Source organism: Methylobacterium sp. P5_C11 (assembly GCF_054049775.1).
In genome coordinates, this window is the sequence record NZ_JBFULS010000009.1 from 65,048 (window position 1) to 81,311 (window position 16,264).

Sequence of the window (16,264 nt, forward strand, 5' to 3'; positions counted from 1 at the left end):
CCCGGTTGCGGAACTCAGCCACGGAAGCGGGCGGCGAGCGCCTCGGAGCTGCGGGCGAGCAGCCCCATGTCGGAGCCCACCGCGGTGAAGCGGGTGCCGGCCGCGATGTAGCGGCGGGCGAGCTCCTCGCTCGGCGTGAGGATGCCGGCCTGCTTGCCGGCCCGGACGATCCGGGCGACCGCCGCCTCGATGGTGGCGACCACCTCCGGGTGGCCCTGCTGGCCGACATAGCCGAGGCTGGTGGAGAGGTCGCCGGGCCCGATGAATACGCCGTCCACGCCCTCCACGGCGGCGATCGCGTCGAGATTGTCGAGGGCGCGCCGGGACTCGACCTGCACCGCCACGAAGATCTCGGCCTCGCAGCGGGTGTGGTAGTCCTTGATCCGGCCGAACCGGGCGGCGCGGGGCGCCTGCGAGAAGCCGCGGATGCCGCGGGGCGCGTAGCGCGTCGCCGCGACCACCCGGGCGGCCTGCCCGGCATCGTCGATGTTGGGGATCATCAGCGACTGCGCGCCGGCGTCGAGGACGCGCTTGATCGTGATCGGGTCGTCGCTCGGCACCCGCACCATCGGGTGCGTGCCGCCCTCCATCATCGCCTGGAGCTGGGCGTAGATGTCCCGGAGGTCGTTGGCCGAGTGCTCCATGTCGAGGAGCAGCCAGTCGAACCCGGCCCCGGCGACCACCTCGGTGGAGATCGGACTCGCGAGGCTGCACCACAGGCCGATCTGCTGGCGTCCCTCGGCGAGGGCCACCTTGAAGCGGTTGGTGAGGCTGTCCATCACGATCCTCCCTGGGCGCGAGCCCGTCGCGGCGTCTGCGCGCCGTCCCAGCCATCACGCGCAGCCTTCCGCCGCGAGGTCAAAGCCAAACACTGGATCGATCGATGCCGATCACGCATCGATCGGCGGTCCGCGCTCAGGCGGGCGGCATCTCCGCCAGGATCGAGACGAGCTGGGCGATGAGCGGATCGTCGGCATCGCGCCGCCAGGCGAGGAGGAGCTCCACCGGGCGCGGGGTGGGCAGGGCAAGGGGCCGGAACACTACGCCCTCGAAGCGCAGGCGTTCGGCGGCCGCCGGCACCAGGGCGATCCCGAGGGCCGCCCGGACGAGGGCCAGGATCGAATGGATCTGCGTCAGCTGCTGGACGATCCGGGGCTGGATCTCGGCCTCGGCGAGCACGCCGAGAACGAGGTCGTGGAAGTAGCGCGCCTCGTTGGGCGCGTAGCCGATGAACGGCGCGCGCCCGAGATCGCCGGGGGTCAATCCGTCGCGCAAAGCCAGGGAATTCCCGGCGGGCAGCGCGACCACGAGGGGCTCGGCGAGCGCCCGGACCGCGATCAGGTCCGGATGCGTCACCGGCGGCCGCACCAGCGCGACGTCGATGCGGCCGGCGAGCAGTTCCTCGATCTGATCCTTGCTGACCATCTCCCGCAACGCGAGCGACACGTCCGGCAGCGCCCGCCGGAACGCCGTGACGAGGCGCGGCAGGAAGTCGTAGGCCGAGGCCGCCGTGAAGCCGCACTTGAGGACGCCCGCGCGCCCCGCCGCGACCTGCCGCGTGACGAGGGTCGCGGTCTCGGCGAGCCGCAGGATGCGCTGCGCCTCGGGCAGGAAGCTGCGGCCGGCGGCGGTCAGCCGGACGGTGCGGCTGGTCCGCTCCAGGAGCTGCACGTCGAGGACGCGCTCCAGAACCTGGATCTGCCGCGACAGCGGCGGCTGCGTCATGTTCAGCCGGGCGGCCGCGCGCCCGAAATGCAGCTCCTCCGCCACGGCGGCGAAGCACCGGAGCTGGCTGAAGTCGAACATGGGCACTCCCCCGCGCGGCGATGCGGATCGGGATCATAGTGCCTCGGCGGCGTCCGCGTCCCAGCGGCCGCCCTCATCCAAAAAGGCTAAGCCCACGGGCGTTGGCGAACCACCGTGTCATCCGTCCTGCTCCCCGATGGGTCGCGGGTCCGTGTCAGGGAACCGGCGGCCGCTCGTGCGAAGCCGGCTTCGGGAGGCCGCTCGAACGCGCGCGCCCCCGGCCGGGCCGATCGCGACGCCCGCCTCCCCGGCCCCTCCGCGTCACGGTGTCAGGACATGCCCGGCATAGTCGATCCTGCCATCGACGCCCTTCGTCCAGACATGCATGATGTAATCGAGGCGGGCGGGATCGCCCTTCCTGTCGTAGGCGATCGGGCCGACCACCGTATCCACCGTCTTGCCCTGGTGCAGCCAGTCAGCCAGCGTTCGGCCGTCCACGGAGCCGGTCTCGGCTATCGCCGCGGCGAGCACCTGCACGGCCGCGTAGGCGTACAGGGTGAAGGCCTCGGGATCGATGCCCCTGGCGTTGAAGGCCGCCACGGCCGCCTGGGCGTTCGGGTTCCTGCGCGCGTCCGGCGGGAAGGTCATCAGCGTGCCCTCCGCCGCCATGCCGGCGATCTGCACGAACTCCTTGTCGGTGATCCCGTCGCCGCTCATCACCCGGGCCTTCAGGCCCTGGTCGCGCATCTGGCGCAGGATCAGTCCGGCCTCGGTGTGATAGCCGCCATAGTACACGACATCGACGCCGTTCGACTTCAGCCGGGACACCACGGCCGAGTAGTCCTTCTCGCCCGGGTTGATGCCTTCGAACAGCGCCTCCCGGCCGCCCTTAGCCTTGAACGCCTTCAAGGTCTCCTCGGCCAAGCCCTTACCGTAGGGCGTCTTATCGTGAATGAAGGCGATCTTCCCGTCTTGGAAGTGCGCGGCGAGGTAATTGCCGGCCACCACACCCTGCTGATCGTCGCGACCGCAGGTGCGGAACGTGTTCCACAGGCCCCGCTCGGTGAACGTCACGTTCGTGGAAGCGGGGGTGACCTGGACGATGCCGGCGTCAAGGAGGACGTCCGAGGCGGGGATCGACACGCCGGAATTGAAGCTGCCGACCACCATCTTCACGCCCTCGCCGGCGAATTTGTTGGCCACCGAGACGCCCTGCTTCGGGTCGGAGGCGTCGTCGCCGATGACGGCCGCCAAGGTCTGGCCCTTGATCCCGCCGGCCGCATTGAGGTCGGCGATCGCCTGGATGGCGCCGTTCCTGATCTGTGTGCCGAGCGCCGCATACGGCCCGGTCAAGGGCGCGGCGATGCCGATCTTCACGGGGCCGCGCGTCTCCTGAGCCTGCGCGGCACCCGCCGCCAGGAGCCCGAGAAGACAGGCTGCGAGGGTTACTCTCACGATCAACTCCCGGATCGAACAGGACGGCCTGAGGCCCTCCGATGCGCCGAGGGGACTCCTGCCCGGATGCGCCGCCGACCCGGATCGGGCTTCGGCGGCGCGCGGATCACGGCAAGGGTTCGCAGCGCCGTCAGGGTGCCAGTTCGTTGCCCGCATAGTCGATCCTGCCGTCGGCGCCCGTCTTCCAAGTATACATGACGTAGTCGGGCCGGGTGATGTCGCCCTTCCTGTCATAGGTGAGCGGCCCGATCACGGTATCCACGGGCTTGCCCTGGTGCAGCCAGTCGGCGAGCGTCTTGCCGTCGCTGGAACCGGTCTCGGCCATCGCCTTCGCCAGGACCTGGACGGCCGCGTAGCCATAGAGCGTGTAGGCGTCGGGATCGATCGCCCGGGCGTTGAAGGCCGCCACTACGGCCTTGGCGTTCGGGTTCCTGCGCGCGTCGGGCCCGAAGGTCATCAGCGTGCCGTCGGCGGCTGGACCTGCGATCTGGACGAACTCCTTGGGGGCGAGCCCGTCGCCGCCCGCCAGGATCGCCTTGAGGCCCTGGTCGCGCATCTGGCGCAGGATCAGGCCGGCCTCGGTGTGGTAGCCGCCGAAATAGACGACGTCGACATGGGCCGACTTCAGCTTGGAGACGAGGGCCGAGTAGTCCTTCTCGCCTGGGTTGATGCCCTCCAGAAGCACCGCGCTGCCGCCCTTGGCCCTGAGGGCCTTCAGGGTCTCCTCGGCCAAGCCTTTGCCGTAGGGAGACTTGTCGTGGATGACGGCGATCCGCCTGTCCCGGAAATGATCGGCGAGGTAGGCGCCGGCCACGGCGCCCTGCTGATCGTCGCGGCCGCAGGTGCGGAAGGTGTTCCACAGGCCCCGCTCGGTGAACGTCACGTTCGTGGAGGCGGGGGTGACCTGGATGATGCCGGCATCGAGATAAACGTCGGAGGCCGGGATCGACACGCCCGAGTTGAAGGCACCGACCACCATCTTCACACCCTCGGCGGCGAGCTTGTTGGCCACCGAGACACCCTGCTTCGGGTCGGAGGCGTCGTCGCCGATGACAGCCTCGAAGGTCCGTCCCCCGACCCCGCCGGCCCTGTTGATGTCCGCGATCGCCTGACTCGCGCCGGTCCGGATCTGAGCCCCGAAAGCCGCGTACGGCCCGGTTATGCCGACCGCGATCCCGATCTTGACCGGTCCGTCCCTCTCGTCGGCCTGCGCGGCACAGAGCATCAGCAGACCGGCGACGGCTGCAAGGCGCAGGCTTCTCATCGATCCCTCCGGCACGCGACGCCCGGCAATCCGGCCGCATCGAAAAAGACTTCATCGGGCACAGGGCGCGATTCCAGGCACCGCGAATCTCGTCTGCACAGACTTGCAAGCACAAAAAACGGCGTCAAGCTTTGTTTTGCGACCGCCGTCGGGCTTTTTAGATCGAATTTTAGATCCAATCTGAGGCGATCGACGCAATAAATACTACAAACGTATCGATCATACGCACTATCGACGACAGCGGACTGCGTTCCAAACGGCCATGTCTCCGTTCCGGAGGCGGAGGCCGCTGCCCGGGGGCGAAGTGGCGTCGATGATGCATCCGGCCGGCGACGCCACAGCAGCCCTCAAGACCGATGACCGCCGCTCACACGCCCCGCACGCGCATGCCGCGGCCCTCCCGATCGCCGTATCGGGGACGCTCCTGATGGGTCCCCAGAAGGAGGAATCCGTGGACTGGGCGGAGCGCCGCCGCATCGCCGAGCAGGGCCGCGGCGACCGGGCGTGGTCGCTCTGGGGTCCCTATCTGAGCGAGCGCCAATGGGGGACGGTGCGGGAGGATTACAGCCCCGACGGCAATGCCTGGCGCGGCCTTCCGCACGAGGAAGCCCGCTCGCGGGCCTATCGCTGGGGCGAGGACGGACTGGCCGGGATCTGCGACGCGCGCGGCAGCCTGTGCCTCGCGCTCGCCCTCTGGAACGGGCGCGACCGGATCCTGAAGGAGCGGCTGTTCGGCCTCACCAACCAGGAGGGCAACCATGGCGAGGACGTCAAGGAGGTCTACCACTACCTCGACGCCGTCCCGAGCCACGCCTACCTGAAGATGCTCTACCGCTATCCCCAGGCGGCCTTTCCCTACGAAGACCTCGTCCGCGAGAATGCCCGGCGCGGGCGGGACGAGCCCGAATTCGAGATCGAGGACACGGACCTCTTCGACGGCAACCGGTTCTTCGACGTCACGGTGGAATACGCCAAGGCGGATGCCGACGACATCCACGTGGTGGTCACCGCGCTGAACCGCGGCCCCGAGACCGCCGGGCTTCACCTCATCCCGCAGCTCTGGTTCCGCAATACGTGGTCCTGGCAGGCCGGGCAGGGGCGRCCGCGGATCGCGCGCGACCCCGCCGACGGCGGCGTGGTCTGCGCGCATCCGCGGCTCGGGCCGTACCGGCTCGCCTTCGACGGGGCGCCGGAGCTGCTGTTCTGCGAGAACGACACCAACCTGCGCCTCCACGGCGGGCAGCCGGACGCCGCCGGACCGTTCAAGGACGGGCTTCACGCGGCGATCGTCGGAGGCGACGCTTCAGCGGTGCGACGGGATGCGGGCACCAAGCTCGGCCTGCACTACGCCCTGCGCCTGGAGCCCGGGGACACCGTCCGGGTGCGCCTGCGGCTGTCGGCGGGCGCCCGCGCCCGCGCGGTCGACGGCGCGGGCGCCCTGGTCCGCCGCCGCGTCGCGGAGGCGGACGCCTTCTACGAGGAGCTTCAGGACGGGATCGGCGACGGGGATGCCCGCGCCATCTTCCGCCAGGCCGCCGCCGGCCTGATCTGGTCGAAGCAGCTCTACAGCTACGACGTGCGGCGCTGGCTGGCGGGCGACCCGCTCCAGCCGCCGCCGCCGCCGGAGCGCGACGGCGGCCGCAACAGCCAGTGGCGCCATTTCGCGGCGGCCGACGTCCTGTCGATGCCCGACACCTGGGAATATCCGTGGTTCGCCGCCTGGGACCTTGCCTTCCACTGCCTGCCGCTGGCCCTGCTGGACCCAGATTTCGCCAAGAAGCAGCTCCTGCTGCTCACCCGCGAATGGTACATGCACCCGAACGGGCAGCTCCCGGCCTACGAGTGGGAGTTCGGCGACGCCAACCCGCCGGTGCATGCCTGGGCCGCCTACCGGGTGTTCGAGATCGACCGGGACCGGCGGGGCGGGCGGGGCGACCTCGCCTTCCTGGAAGGCGTGTTCCACAAGCTCCTGATCAACTTCACCTGGTGGGTGAACCGCAAGGACGCGCAGGGGCGCAACGTCTTCCAGGGGGGCTTCCTGGGGCTCGACAATGTCGGCGTGTTCGACCGGTCGCGGCCGCCTCCGGGTTTCGGGGTGGTGCATCAGGCCGACGCCACCGCCTGGATGGCGATGTACGCGCTCAACATGATGCGCATCGCCCTGGAACTCGCCCTCCACAACGACGTCTACGAGAGCACCGCCTCGAAGTTCTTCGAGCACTTCCTGCTCATCGCCGAGGCGATGACCGACATGGGCGGTCAAACGGGCGACGCGGGCTTCGGTCTGTGGGACGAGACCGACGAATTCTACTACGACGAGGTCGACATCCCCGGCGGCGGGATGCTGCCGCTGCGGGTCCGTTCCATGGTCGGGCTGGTGCCGCTCTTCGCCGTGGAGGTGATCGAGCCCTCCGTGCTCCAGCGGCTGCCGGATTTCGCCCGCCGCCTGAACTGGGTCCTGGAGAACCGGCCCGAACTCGCCCGGCTGGTCTCCCGCTGGAACGAGGGCGGCGTGAAGGATCGCAAGCTGCTGTCGCTGCTGCGGGGCCACCGGATGAAGGCGCTGCTGCGGCGCATGCTCGACGAGGCCGAGTTTCTCTCGCCCTACGGCGTACGCTCGCTGTCGAAGGTCCACCGCGATGCGCCCTACGTGCTCAACGAGCTGGGCGCCTCCTTCACGGTCCGGTACGATCCGGCCGATTCCACCTCGAACATGTTCGGCGGCAATTCGAACTGGCGCGGCCCGGTCTGGATGCCGATGAACTTCCTCATCGTGGAGGCGCTCCGACGCTTCCACACCTATTACGGCAACGATTTCCAAGTGGAGTACCCGACGGGCTCGGGCAGGCCGATGACGCTCAGCACCATCGCGGATGCCCTCGAAGACCGTCTGATCGCCCTGTTCGCCAAGGACGGGACCGGTCGCCGGCCGGCCTTCGGGATGCGCCCGCCGATACCCCCGGCACCGGGCGCCGAGGAACCGCTTCTGTTCCACGAGTTCTTCGACGGCGACACCGGCCGGGGTCTCGGCGCCGCGCACCAGACCGGCTGGACGGCGCTGATTCTCAACCTGCTGCGCGATCGGGCGCGGTCCCGATAGGCTTGCTCGACAGGCGTGCCGGCGCCCGACCGGGTCGGGCGCCCAGCGATCCCGATCAGCAGCTCAGACGGCGACCCTCGCGACGCCCGAACACCCGGTAATGCGCGGCCCCGGATTCCATCTGGCCGTTGGCCACGGCGCGGCGGACATCCGGATTGCAGCGCAGGTATTCGCGCTCGTCGAACCCGTAATTGGCGCGGCCGCGATACTCGTCCCGATCGCGGTAGCCACGGTCGCGGGACTCGTAATCGCCACGATCCCGATAGCCGCGGCCGCCGTAATCGTCGTAGTCGGGGCGCGGCTGCGCCGAGACCGGGCCGACCACGCCCAGGATGCCGAGGCTCAAAGCGGCCGCTGCCAGAAACGCCTTCATTGTACCAATCCTCCCTTTCGGTGCCTTGAAACGCACAGCGGCACGGATGGTTCGATCGTCCCGAACGTACGGCACGCAGTGCTTTCCGCGAGGATGGCCGGGCCTGCGGACCGGGCGAGACTCCTGATCCTGTCGGGCGACGGAGTGCGGGCCGGATCGAGATCCCGGCCTCTCGACTTCGGCGGGGGCAGGGGGTCCGAGGCCCGGTTCGCCGCGAACGTCTTCGGCGTTTCGCACAGGGGACGTCCGGGGTCGGGCGCCGGTCCAGGGCCGCCCGGCTGTCGGGAGCCCGCCGCGGCAAGCTCCCGAAACCCGCGCGTCGCGCCCGGCCTTCCGCCGGACCCGACGCGGATCGCCGTCACATGCGGTGCATCATCTCACGACGCATCATGCGGTGGCGCATCTCACGGTGCATCATGTGCCGCTCCATCCGGTGCCGCATCATCCGGCGCTCCATGTGACGCCGCTCCATGCGCCGCTCCATCCGATCCATCTGGACCGTCGAAACCATGTCGGCGGGCGCCGACACGCCGGTCCCGGGGCCGATCGGCGCGGCGGAGGCCGGGAGCGCGACGACGCCGCCGAGGGCCGCCAGCAAGGCGGCGGTGATGATCGATGAACGCAAAGGAAATATCCTCTCTGCCGCCGGGGGAGGGGGCGGGCATGTCCCACGGGGCTTCGGGCGGCACAGGTCTTCCCGAAGCCCCGCCCAGGAAGGCGCCGACCGCCGGGATGGTTCCCCGGATTGAATCCGCCGCGTGCGCTCAGACCGGAAAACTCGGCTCGGCCACGTCCAGCGGAAGCGGGAACGGGCGAGCCCAAGGCGCTCTCCGGGATGGCGTATCGCGCCTGACGGGCTTCGCGGCGGGCGACAGCGGAGATCGGCGCGGCGACACGGGACAAGGGCATCTGCGAGCGGACCGCCCGCAGGTGATGCAACGATGCATCACCGAAGTCGAAAGCATGATTCCCCCGGACTCGCACAGAATCAAATTCGATCGCGTGAGCTCGAATAACGGGCGATGAAGACATATCGATTTTTAGATATATTCCATTCATTTCGACAAATATTCTGATCGAAATTAGAATTCTTGCAAGCTCAGGATTTCCATTTTTTTAAGCCGTATTTTCAGAATAGATTTATTTTGCCATAGATGTATCGTCGCAGCATGATCGAAAGCGGTACGTTGACCAACTTCAGTCTTCAACAGATCGCGAATCTGACGGCATGAAGAATTTTTATCCAGCCTTCGATCATGCGGGACCGGGGAGCTATACATGCAACAAACATTGAAATAAGGAATTTTTCTCTTACTCCTCTCGCAGACCGCGATGGCGGCGGACCTCCCACGGTCGTCCCGCCCGGCGCCGCCCGCCCCGCCCGTCTTCACCTGGACCGGAGCCCATGCCGGCCTGTTCGGCGGGTACGGCACGCTGGATCGCGCCACGCAGTTCGTCTGCACAGGTCCGGGCGGGCAGCCCGGCGCACGCTACTGCCCCGTCCTCCCGGCGAAGCAGGCCTCCGACGACGGCTTCATCGGGGGCGGTGAGCTCGGCTACGATTGGCAGGTGGGCTCCGGGCTCGTGGCCGGCGGCGCCGTCGATCACCAGTTCACCCGGCTCTGGGGTTACGATCGCTGGAAGGGCACCGTCCCAACAGAATCCGGCGGCTATTTCCGCCGCAGCGTCGCCCATTCCGGGCAGCGGCTGGACGACCTAAACACGATCCGCGGCAAGGTCGGCTTCGCCTTCGACCGGACCCTCGTCTACGCCACCGGCGGCCTCGCCTTCGGGAACGTCCGGACCGACAACAACGTGACGCTGGCAGGCTTTCCCCTCTTCGATGGCCGGCACGGCGAGATGCGTCTGGGCTACGTGGCCGGCGGCGGCATCGAGCACGCCTTCAGCGCGCATCTCTCGGCCAAGATCGAGGGCCTGTATTACGACCTCGGCAGCCGCGCAGTCCTCCCGGCCCCGAGCTATCCCGTGCTGACCGGCTACCATGCCGGCACCCGCATCGCGACGGACGGCTTCCTGACTCGGGTCGGCTTGAACTACCGGTTCGGAGCCAGCCTGCCCGACCTGCCATCGCCGTCATCGACCGGCCCGGCGACCTGGGGCCTCGAGGCCGGCCTGCGCTACCTCTTCAGTTCCGGCAGCCCGCGCGAGAAGCTTGGCGACCCCTACGCGCCCGGCCAGCTCAATTCCCGCCTGACCTACGCCAAGACCGACGCCCATGCCGGCGAGACCTTCGTCCGGCTCGATCACAACCCCACAGGCCTGTTCGCCAAGGGATTCCTCGGCTCGGGCGGAGTCACGGGCGGGCGCCTCGCCGACGAGGATTTTCCACCCGTCGAAGTCCCCTATTCGAAGACGCATTCGCCGATCAAGGACGGCGATATCGGCTACGGCGTGATCGACTTCGGCTACGACGTGTTGCGCCGGGACGGGTTCAAGCTCGGGGGTTTCCTCGGCTACCAGTACTTCTCCGAGCTGTATAACGGTTACGGCTGCCGGCAGGTGGCGCGCGGCGACATCTGCGCCAGCGATCCGCAACCGGCCAGCATCAAGACCCTCGGCGAGAACATGCAGTGGAACGCCCTGCGCGTCGGCGTCATCGACGAGGCGCGGTTCGACCGGGTCCGGCTGAGCCTGGAGGGTGCCTACCTGCCGGTCGTGTCGCTCAGTGGCGTCGACCGGCACTGGAACCGGCCGAACATCAACCCGGGGGCGGAATCGGGCCGGGGCGACGGCTACTTCCTGGAGGGCATCGCCTCCTACGACCTGACACCGTCCGTCAGCGTCGGCGTCGGCGGCCGCTACTGGCGGATGCAGACCGACAAGGCCAACACGACGGCCTTCGCGTTCTCCCCGCCCAGCCCAATGAAGTTCCAGACCGAGCGCTACGGCGGATTCGTGCAGCCCTCCTACACGCTGGCCGATTTTGGGTTCGGCGACGCAGCTGACCCGGGGGCCGTGATCCGCAAGGACTGAGCCCGCATTCGCGGCGGTCATCCGGCCGAAGCCGACCGGACCGGAGGGTGAAGAGCCGGACGGCGCCGGACCATCGGTCGGAGCCACGATGCCGGCGCTCGGCACGCGACGAGGCCCGTCGCGTGCCGGGCCGAGACCGGAGAACCGGCCCACCCTGCGCCGGGACGGCGGCACGGCGACCATCCCGGAGGCAAGCTCGGCGCGCCCGGCCCCCTCACGGCCGCAGCCGGGCCGGGTTGCCCAGGGCGGTGGCGCCGGGCGGCACGTCGCGCGTCACCACGCTGCCCGCCCCGATGATCGCATCGTCGCCGATCGTCACCCCGGGGAGGATGATGGCGCCGCTGCCGATCCAGACGTTGGCGCCGATCACGACGGGACGGCCGAATTCCAGCATCTGCCGACGCTGCGCCGGGTCGCGCGGATGATCCGGTGTCAGGATCTGCACGGCCGTGCCGATCTGGGTCATGTCGCCGATGGTGACCGACACCACGTCGAGGATGCAGCAGCCGAAGTTCAGGAACACGCCGCGGCCCAGGCTGATGTTGTAGCCGTAGTCGCATTGGAACGGCGGCCGGACGTTGCAGCCCGGGCCGACGCGCGCGAAGGCCTCCTCCAGGAGAGTCTGCCGCTCGGGCTGGCTCCGCGTCTGCGTGGCGTTGTACCGGTCCATCCATTCCGAGATGCGCCGGTTGTCGGCGGCCAGTTCCGGGTCGTCGGCGCAGTACAGCGCGCCGGCCAGCATCTTCTGCTTCTCGGTCTTCATGATCTCTGTCTTCATGGTCAGGACCTCCCTCCGCGCGGCCGCCTCCGGGCCGGCGCGGCCGCGCGGGCTGTCGGCACCGGCACCGCAGGCCCTGATCATGCGTACATATGTACATATCAAGGCCGCGCGCCATGGCCCGGCTGCCTTGAACCGGATCCGAGGAGGTCTGCTTGCCCGCCGCCCAGCGCCGTTTCGACCCGGATCGCCGGGCGCGCATCATCCAGGCGACTCTCGACGTCGTCGCCCAGCACGGCGTCGCCGGCACGACCCATCGCCGCGTCGCGGTGGCGGCCGACGTGCCGCTCGGCTCCATGACCTACCATTTCGACAGCCTCGACGCGCTGCTGACGGAGGCGTTCACGGGGCTCGCCGACACGGTCTCGGCGCGGTTCGCCGACCGGCTCGCCGCGGCCGCGACTGTCGACGACGCCTGCGAGGCTGTGGTCGACCTGGTCGTGAGCGACCTCTGGGCGAGCCCGCGCACGATGCTGCTGAGCTACGAACTCTACGCCTTCGCGGCCCGGAACCCGCCGCTGCGCCGGGTCATGCAGGACTGGATGGCCAAGAGCCGCGCCGCCCTGGAGCGGCACTTCGCGCCGGAGACCGCCAAGGCGCTCGACGCGATGATCGAGGGCCTGACGATCCATCGCTCGGTCGACCCGCACCCCGCCGACCGGGCACAGGTGCGGGCTATCGTCGAGCGGCTGGTTCGCTAGGGCATCGATCCGAACGAAAGCGTCAGCGACGTTTGGATCGGTGCCTCAACTGACGCCGGGGGCTTGCGCAGGATTGACGCGACGGCGTCCGAGCACTCGGTGCTCCGGCTGGGGCCGGTCGGCGCGACGCCGCAGGGTGGCCGGCCCACGCGCGATCGGGCCGCCTCCGAGGGCAGCAGCGCAAGACGCCGCGGCTGGGGGCCTTCGGCCGCAAACGCCCTTGCCTTCGAAGCCAAGCCTGTCCGACCCTGCCCTCGTCCGGACGACCCGTGTCGTGAGTCGGCCGGCCGGAGGGGGACTCCACGTCATGACATCCGTCGGTCCGCACCGCCCCGTCGCGCTGGCGACCCTGGCGTCGCTGGTTCTCGGCCTCCTGGTGCCCGGATTCGCCCGGGCCGCCGACAAGGAGGTCACCTTCGCCCACCAGGACATGGTGGTGCCGTTCCGGGCGCTGATGGACTCGAGCGCCCTTGAGACGGCGACCGGCTACACGGTGCACTGGCGCAGGTTCGGCGGCGGCGGCGACGTGATCCGCGCCATGGCCTCGGGCAGCGTCCAGATCGGGGAGGCCGGGTCGAGCCCGATCGCGGCGGCCGCCTCCCAGGGCCTCGACATCCAGCTGTTCTGGATCCTCGACGAGATCGCCGATGCCGAGCAGCTCGTGGCACGCAGCGGCAGCGGCGTGACGCGCGTGGCCGACCTGCGCGGCAAGACCATCGCGGTGCCATTCGTGTCGACGTCGCACTACCAGCTGATCGCCGCGCTGGCGGAGGCCGGGCTCTCCCAGACGGATGTCCGGATCCTGAACATGCGCCCGCCCGAGATCGCCGCCGCCTGGGAACGCGGCGACATCGACGCGACCTTCATCTGGGACCCGGTGCTCGCCGGGGTGAAGAAGTCCGGCACCGTGGTGGCCTCGGCGGGGGACCTCGCCCGCCGGGGCAAGGCGACCTTCGACGGCCTCGTGGTCGACCGGGCCTGGGCGGCGCGGAACCGGGACTTCCTGGTGACCCTCGTCAAGCTGATCGCCGCCCAGGACGCGGCCTACCGGGCCAAGCCCTGGGGCGCCGACGCCCAGGAGGTGAAGGCCGTGGCCCGGATCACCGGCTCGACTCAGGCGGAGGTGCCGGCGAGCCTCGCGGCCTACCGGTTCCCGACCCTGGAGGCGCAGGCCTCCCCGGCCTGGCTCGGCGGCGCCGCCGCCAGGGCGCTGACCGAGACCGCGGAGTTCCTGAAGGCGCAGGGCCGCGTCCAGACCCTGGCCCCCGATTACGGCCGGTTCGTCACGGGGGACTACGTGGAGGCGGCCCGGAAATAGCCTGTTCCCGGACCGGAGGCCGCATGATCGAGATCCGCAACCTGACCGTCCGCTACGGCGCGGGCGTCGACGCGGTCGCCGCGCTGTCGCGGGTCGACCTGACCATCGCCCCCGGGGAGTTCGTGGTGGCGCTCGGCGCCTCGGGCTGCGGCAAGACCACCCTGCTCTCGGCGATCGCGGGCTTCCTCGAACCCACCGAGGGCCGCATCCTCCTCGACGGCGTCCCGGTCCGGGGGCCGGGGGCCGACCGGGGCGTGGTGTTCCAGCGCCACGCCCTGATGCCCTGGCTGGATGTCGCCGGGAACGTGGCCTTCGGGCCGAAGATGCGGGGCGTCCCCCGGCCGGAACGCCGCCGGGTCGCCCTGGCGATGCTCGACCTCGTGGGTCTCGCGGGCTTTGCCGACCGCAAGGTCTACGAACTCTCGGGCGGCATGCAGCAGCGGGTCGGCCTCGCCCGGGCGCTCGCCGGCGACCCGCGCGCCCTGCTGATGGACGAACCGCTGGGCGCCCTGGACGCCTTCACCCGCGAGCAGATCCAGGAGCTGATCCTCCGGATCTGGCACAGGACCGGCAAGATGGCCTTCTTCATCACCCACGACGTCGAGGAGGCGGTGTTCCTGGCGACCCGCCTGGTGATCATGAGCCCGCGGCCCGGCCGCATCGTCGAGACGCTGGAGCTGCCCTTCTCCCGGGCGGCGCTCGGGGGCCGCGACACCCGGGCCGTGAAATCGGATCCCGCCTTCATCGCCGTGCGCGAGCGCGTCCTAGACCGCATCCGCCAGGGGGGCGAAGCACCCGCCGGGATCCTCCGATGAGCGGGCGGCCCCTCGACCCGCCGGCCACCCTGTCGGACCCCGCCGCGGATCCGCCGGCGCGGCCCGGACCGCGCCGCAGCGGGGCGCTCGTCCCGGCGGTCAGCGCCGCCTCCGTGTTGGCGGCCCTCGGCCTCTGGGTCCTGGCCACCCGCGCCGGCTGGATGAAGCCGCTGTTCCTGCCGCCGCCGAAGGCGGTCCTCACGGCCTTCGGGCAGGCGTGGCGCGGGGAAATCGACGGCGTCCCGCTCGGTCTCCATGTCCGCGACAGCCTCCTGCGGATTCTCGGCGCCTTCGGGCTCGCGGTCCTGGTGGGAATCCCCGCCGGGCTCGCCATGGGGACGAGCCGGATCGCCCGCGGCGTCCTCGACCCGCCGATCGAGTTCTACCGGCCGCTGCCGCCGCTGGCCTACCTGCCGCTGATGATCATCTGGTTCGGGATCGGCGAGCTGTCGAAGGTTCTGCTGATCTTCCTCGCCTGCTTCGCGCCGGTGGCGCTCGCCGCGCGGGCCGGCGTGCGCTCCGCCGCGACCGACCAAATCAACGCCGCGCGCGCACTGGGGGCGGGCCGCTGGCAGGTCCTGCGCCACGTGGTGTTCCCGGCGGCGCTGCCGGAGATCCTGGTCGGCCTGCGGATCGGCATGGGCGTGGGCTGGACCACCCTGGTGGCCGCCGAGATGGTGGCGGCCCAGGCCGGCCTCGGCCAGCTCGTGCTCAACGCCTCCAACTTCCTGCGCACCGACGTGGTGCTGATGGGAATCCTGGTGATCGGCCTGTTCGCCGCCCTGTTCGAGTTGGGGATGCGCCTGCTGGAGCGCGCGCTGGTGCCATGGAAGGCCAAGGCCTGAGTGGCGGCACGCGGAACCGGCCGGGCCGGAAAGCCTTTCGCCCCCCGATCCGCCATCATCGTGGTTCACGCAGACACCCGGTCCGGGAAGGTCGAGCAGATCGTCTCAAGACAAAATACAGCATCTGTATATTTGCAGACAAAATCATTTCGATCGCCGATCTGAAATCGAGGCGGCATATGTAGGATCACAAGCGGCGCGTCGAAGGACCCGTGCCTGCGATGGGATCGGGGATGTTTCGGATGCTCCAGACGGACGACGTTGTGTCCGAGGCGGCGCTCGTCGCGGCGCTCGAAGCCTCCGGTGGCGTCGGCTTCTGGATGTGGGACATCCTCCGGGACGAGGCACGGGCCGATCCGGTCAGCGCCCTGCTGTTCAACATCAGCCCGGCCCGGTCGCAGGCGGGCGTCAGCCTCTCCGAGATCCTGAAGGCCGTCCACCCGGACGACCAGCCGCATATCTCGCAGGTCATCCTGGACTGTGTCCGGACCGGCGGTTCCTACACGGCCGAGTACCGGGTCTGCTCGCCGGCGGGCAGGCTGCGGTGGCTGTTCACCCGGGGGCACTTCTACCTGGACCAGAATGGCCGACCGACCACCGGTCGGGGGGTGATCGTGGAGATCTCCGACAGCAAACCTGCCGGCCCGGCCTTCGCGGAGCGCGACGGCACCACGATCGACGATCCGCTCAGCCTGACCGCCGACCTGTGCCTCTCGCTGCACAACACGGTCTCGCAGCTCGGCGACGCGGCCCTCGTGGCGCTGACGGAGACCCTCCTCCTCGAGATCGGCAAGCGCCTGGCGGATCGCGAGCGGGCCGAGCGGATCAGCGGCCTGCATTGAGCGCGGTGGCCGCGCCCGTTCGGCGCGGTGATC

14 protein-coding genes are annotated in these 16,264 nt (G+C 69.7%); 7 read left to right on the forward strand and 7 right to left on the reverse strand.

The genetic code is table 11. The annotated features are described in order from the left end of the window. Window positions 1-14 precede the first annotated feature (14 nt). The 4 genes from ACXJKQ_RS07540 to ACXJKQ_RS07555 form a co-directional block, all read right to left on the reverse strand. The gene (locus ACXJKQ_RS07540) at window positions 15-779 is read right to left on the reverse strand and encodes an HpcH/HpaI aldolase family protein (RefSeq protein WP_457105147.1); all 765 of its coding nucleotides are present in this window, start codon (window positions 777-779) and stop codon (window positions 15-17) included. Between the two features lie 136 nt (window positions 780-915). Then, window positions 916-1,806: a LysR family transcriptional regulator gene (locus ACXJKQ_RS07545; RefSeq protein ID WP_457105148.1), complete on the reverse strand. Its 891-nt coding sequence runs from the start codon at window positions 1,804-1,806 to the stop codon at window positions 916-918. 261 nt (window positions 1,807-2,067) lie between these two features. Next, window positions 2,068-3,201, reverse strand: a complete 1,134-nt coding sequence (locus ACXJKQ_RS07550) for a branched-chain amino acid ABC transporter substrate-binding protein (protein WP_457105149.1) — start codon at window positions 3,199-3,201, stop codon at window positions 2,068-2,070. Between the two features lie 130 nt (window positions 3,202-3,331). Continuing rightward, window positions 3,332-4,465, reverse strand: coding sequence for a branched-chain amino acid ABC transporter substrate-binding protein (locus ACXJKQ_RS07555; protein WP_457105150.1), 1,134 nt, complete (start codon window positions 4,463-4,465; stop codon window positions 3,332-3,334). A gap of 427 nt (window positions 4,466-4,892) precedes the next feature. On the opposite strand from ACXJKQ_RS07555, the gene ACXJKQ_RS07560 reads away from it, so the two are divergent. Then, on the forward strand, window positions 4,893-7,565 hold the full coding sequence (locus tag ACXJKQ_RS07560; protein WP_457105199.1) for an MGH1-like glycoside hydrolase domain-containing protein: 2,673 nt from the start codon (window positions 4,893-4,895) through the stop codon (window positions 7,563-7,565). Window positions 7,566-7,620: 55 nt separating this feature from the next. Here ACXJKQ_RS07560 and ACXJKQ_RS07565 read toward each other — a convergent pair whose 3' ends face one another. Continuing rightward, window positions 7,621-7,938 (reverse strand): hypothetical protein, encoded by a 318-nt coding sequence (locus tag ACXJKQ_RS07565; protein ID WP_457105151.1) that lies wholly within the window; start codon window positions 7,936-7,938, stop codon window positions 7,621-7,623. A gap of 358 nt (window positions 7,939-8,296) precedes the next feature. Next, window positions 8,297-8,563 carry a hypothetical protein gene (locus tag ACXJKQ_RS07570; RefSeq protein WP_457105152.1) on the reverse strand — a complete coding sequence of 89 codons (267 nt, stop codon included), beginning with the start codon at window positions 8,561-8,563 and terminating at the stop codon, window positions 8,297-8,299. A 707-nt stretch (window positions 8,564-9,270) separates the two neighbouring features. Here ACXJKQ_RS07570 and ACXJKQ_RS07575 point away from each other — a divergent pair. Continuing rightward, window positions 9,271-10,932 (forward strand): outer membrane beta-barrel protein, encoded by a 1,662-nt coding sequence (locus tag ACXJKQ_RS07575; protein WP_457105153.1) that lies wholly within the window; start codon window positions 9,271-9,273, stop codon window positions 10,930-10,932. A 214-nt stretch (window positions 10,933-11,146) separates the two neighbouring features. Here the strand turns inward: ACXJKQ_RS07575 and ACXJKQ_RS07580 are convergent, their stop codons facing one another. Further along, a complete protein-coding gene (locus ACXJKQ_RS07580) occupies window positions 11,147-11,710 on the reverse strand; it encodes a sugar O-acetyltransferase (RefSeq protein ID WP_457105154.1) in 564 nt (187 codons plus the stop codon). Between the two features lie 155 nt (window positions 11,711-11,865). Here ACXJKQ_RS07580 and ACXJKQ_RS07585 point away from each other — a divergent pair, with 155 nt between their 5' ends. From ACXJKQ_RS07585 to ACXJKQ_RS07605, 5 genes are all read left to right on the forward strand, one after another. Beyond that, on the forward strand, window positions 11,866-12,411 hold the full coding sequence (locus ACXJKQ_RS07585; protein ID WP_457105155.1) for a TetR/AcrR family transcriptional regulator: 546 nt from the start codon (window positions 11,866-11,868) through the stop codon (window positions 12,409-12,411). 307 nt (window positions 12,412-12,718) lie between these two features. After that, window positions 12,719-13,729, forward strand: coding sequence for a taurine ABC transporter substrate-binding protein (tauA, locus tag ACXJKQ_RS07590; RefSeq protein ID WP_457105156.1), 1,011 nt, complete (start codon window positions 12,719-12,721; stop codon window positions 13,727-13,729). Between the two features lie 23 nt (window positions 13,730-13,752). Continuing rightward, the gene (locus tag ACXJKQ_RS07595) at window positions 13,753-14,544 is read left to right on the forward strand and encodes a taurine ABC transporter ATP-binding protein (protein ID WP_457105157.1); all 792 of its coding nucleotides are present in this window, start codon (window positions 13,753-13,755) and stop codon (window positions 14,542-14,544) included. Continuing rightward, window positions 14,541-15,389, forward strand: a complete 849-nt coding sequence (locus ACXJKQ_RS07600) for an ABC transporter permease subunit (RefSeq protein WP_457105158.1) — start codon at window positions 14,541-14,543, stop codon at window positions 15,387-15,389. Before ACXJKQ_RS07595 ends, ACXJKQ_RS07600 begins: the two co-directional genes overlap by 4 nt. Before the next feature lie 242 nt (window positions 15,390-15,631). Further along, window positions 15,632-16,231 (forward strand): PAS domain-containing protein, encoded by a 600-nt coding sequence (locus tag ACXJKQ_RS07605; RefSeq protein ID WP_457105159.1) that lies wholly within the window; start codon window positions 15,632-15,634, stop codon window positions 16,229-16,231. The last annotated feature ends 33 nt before the right edge of the window (window positions 16,232-16,264 follow it).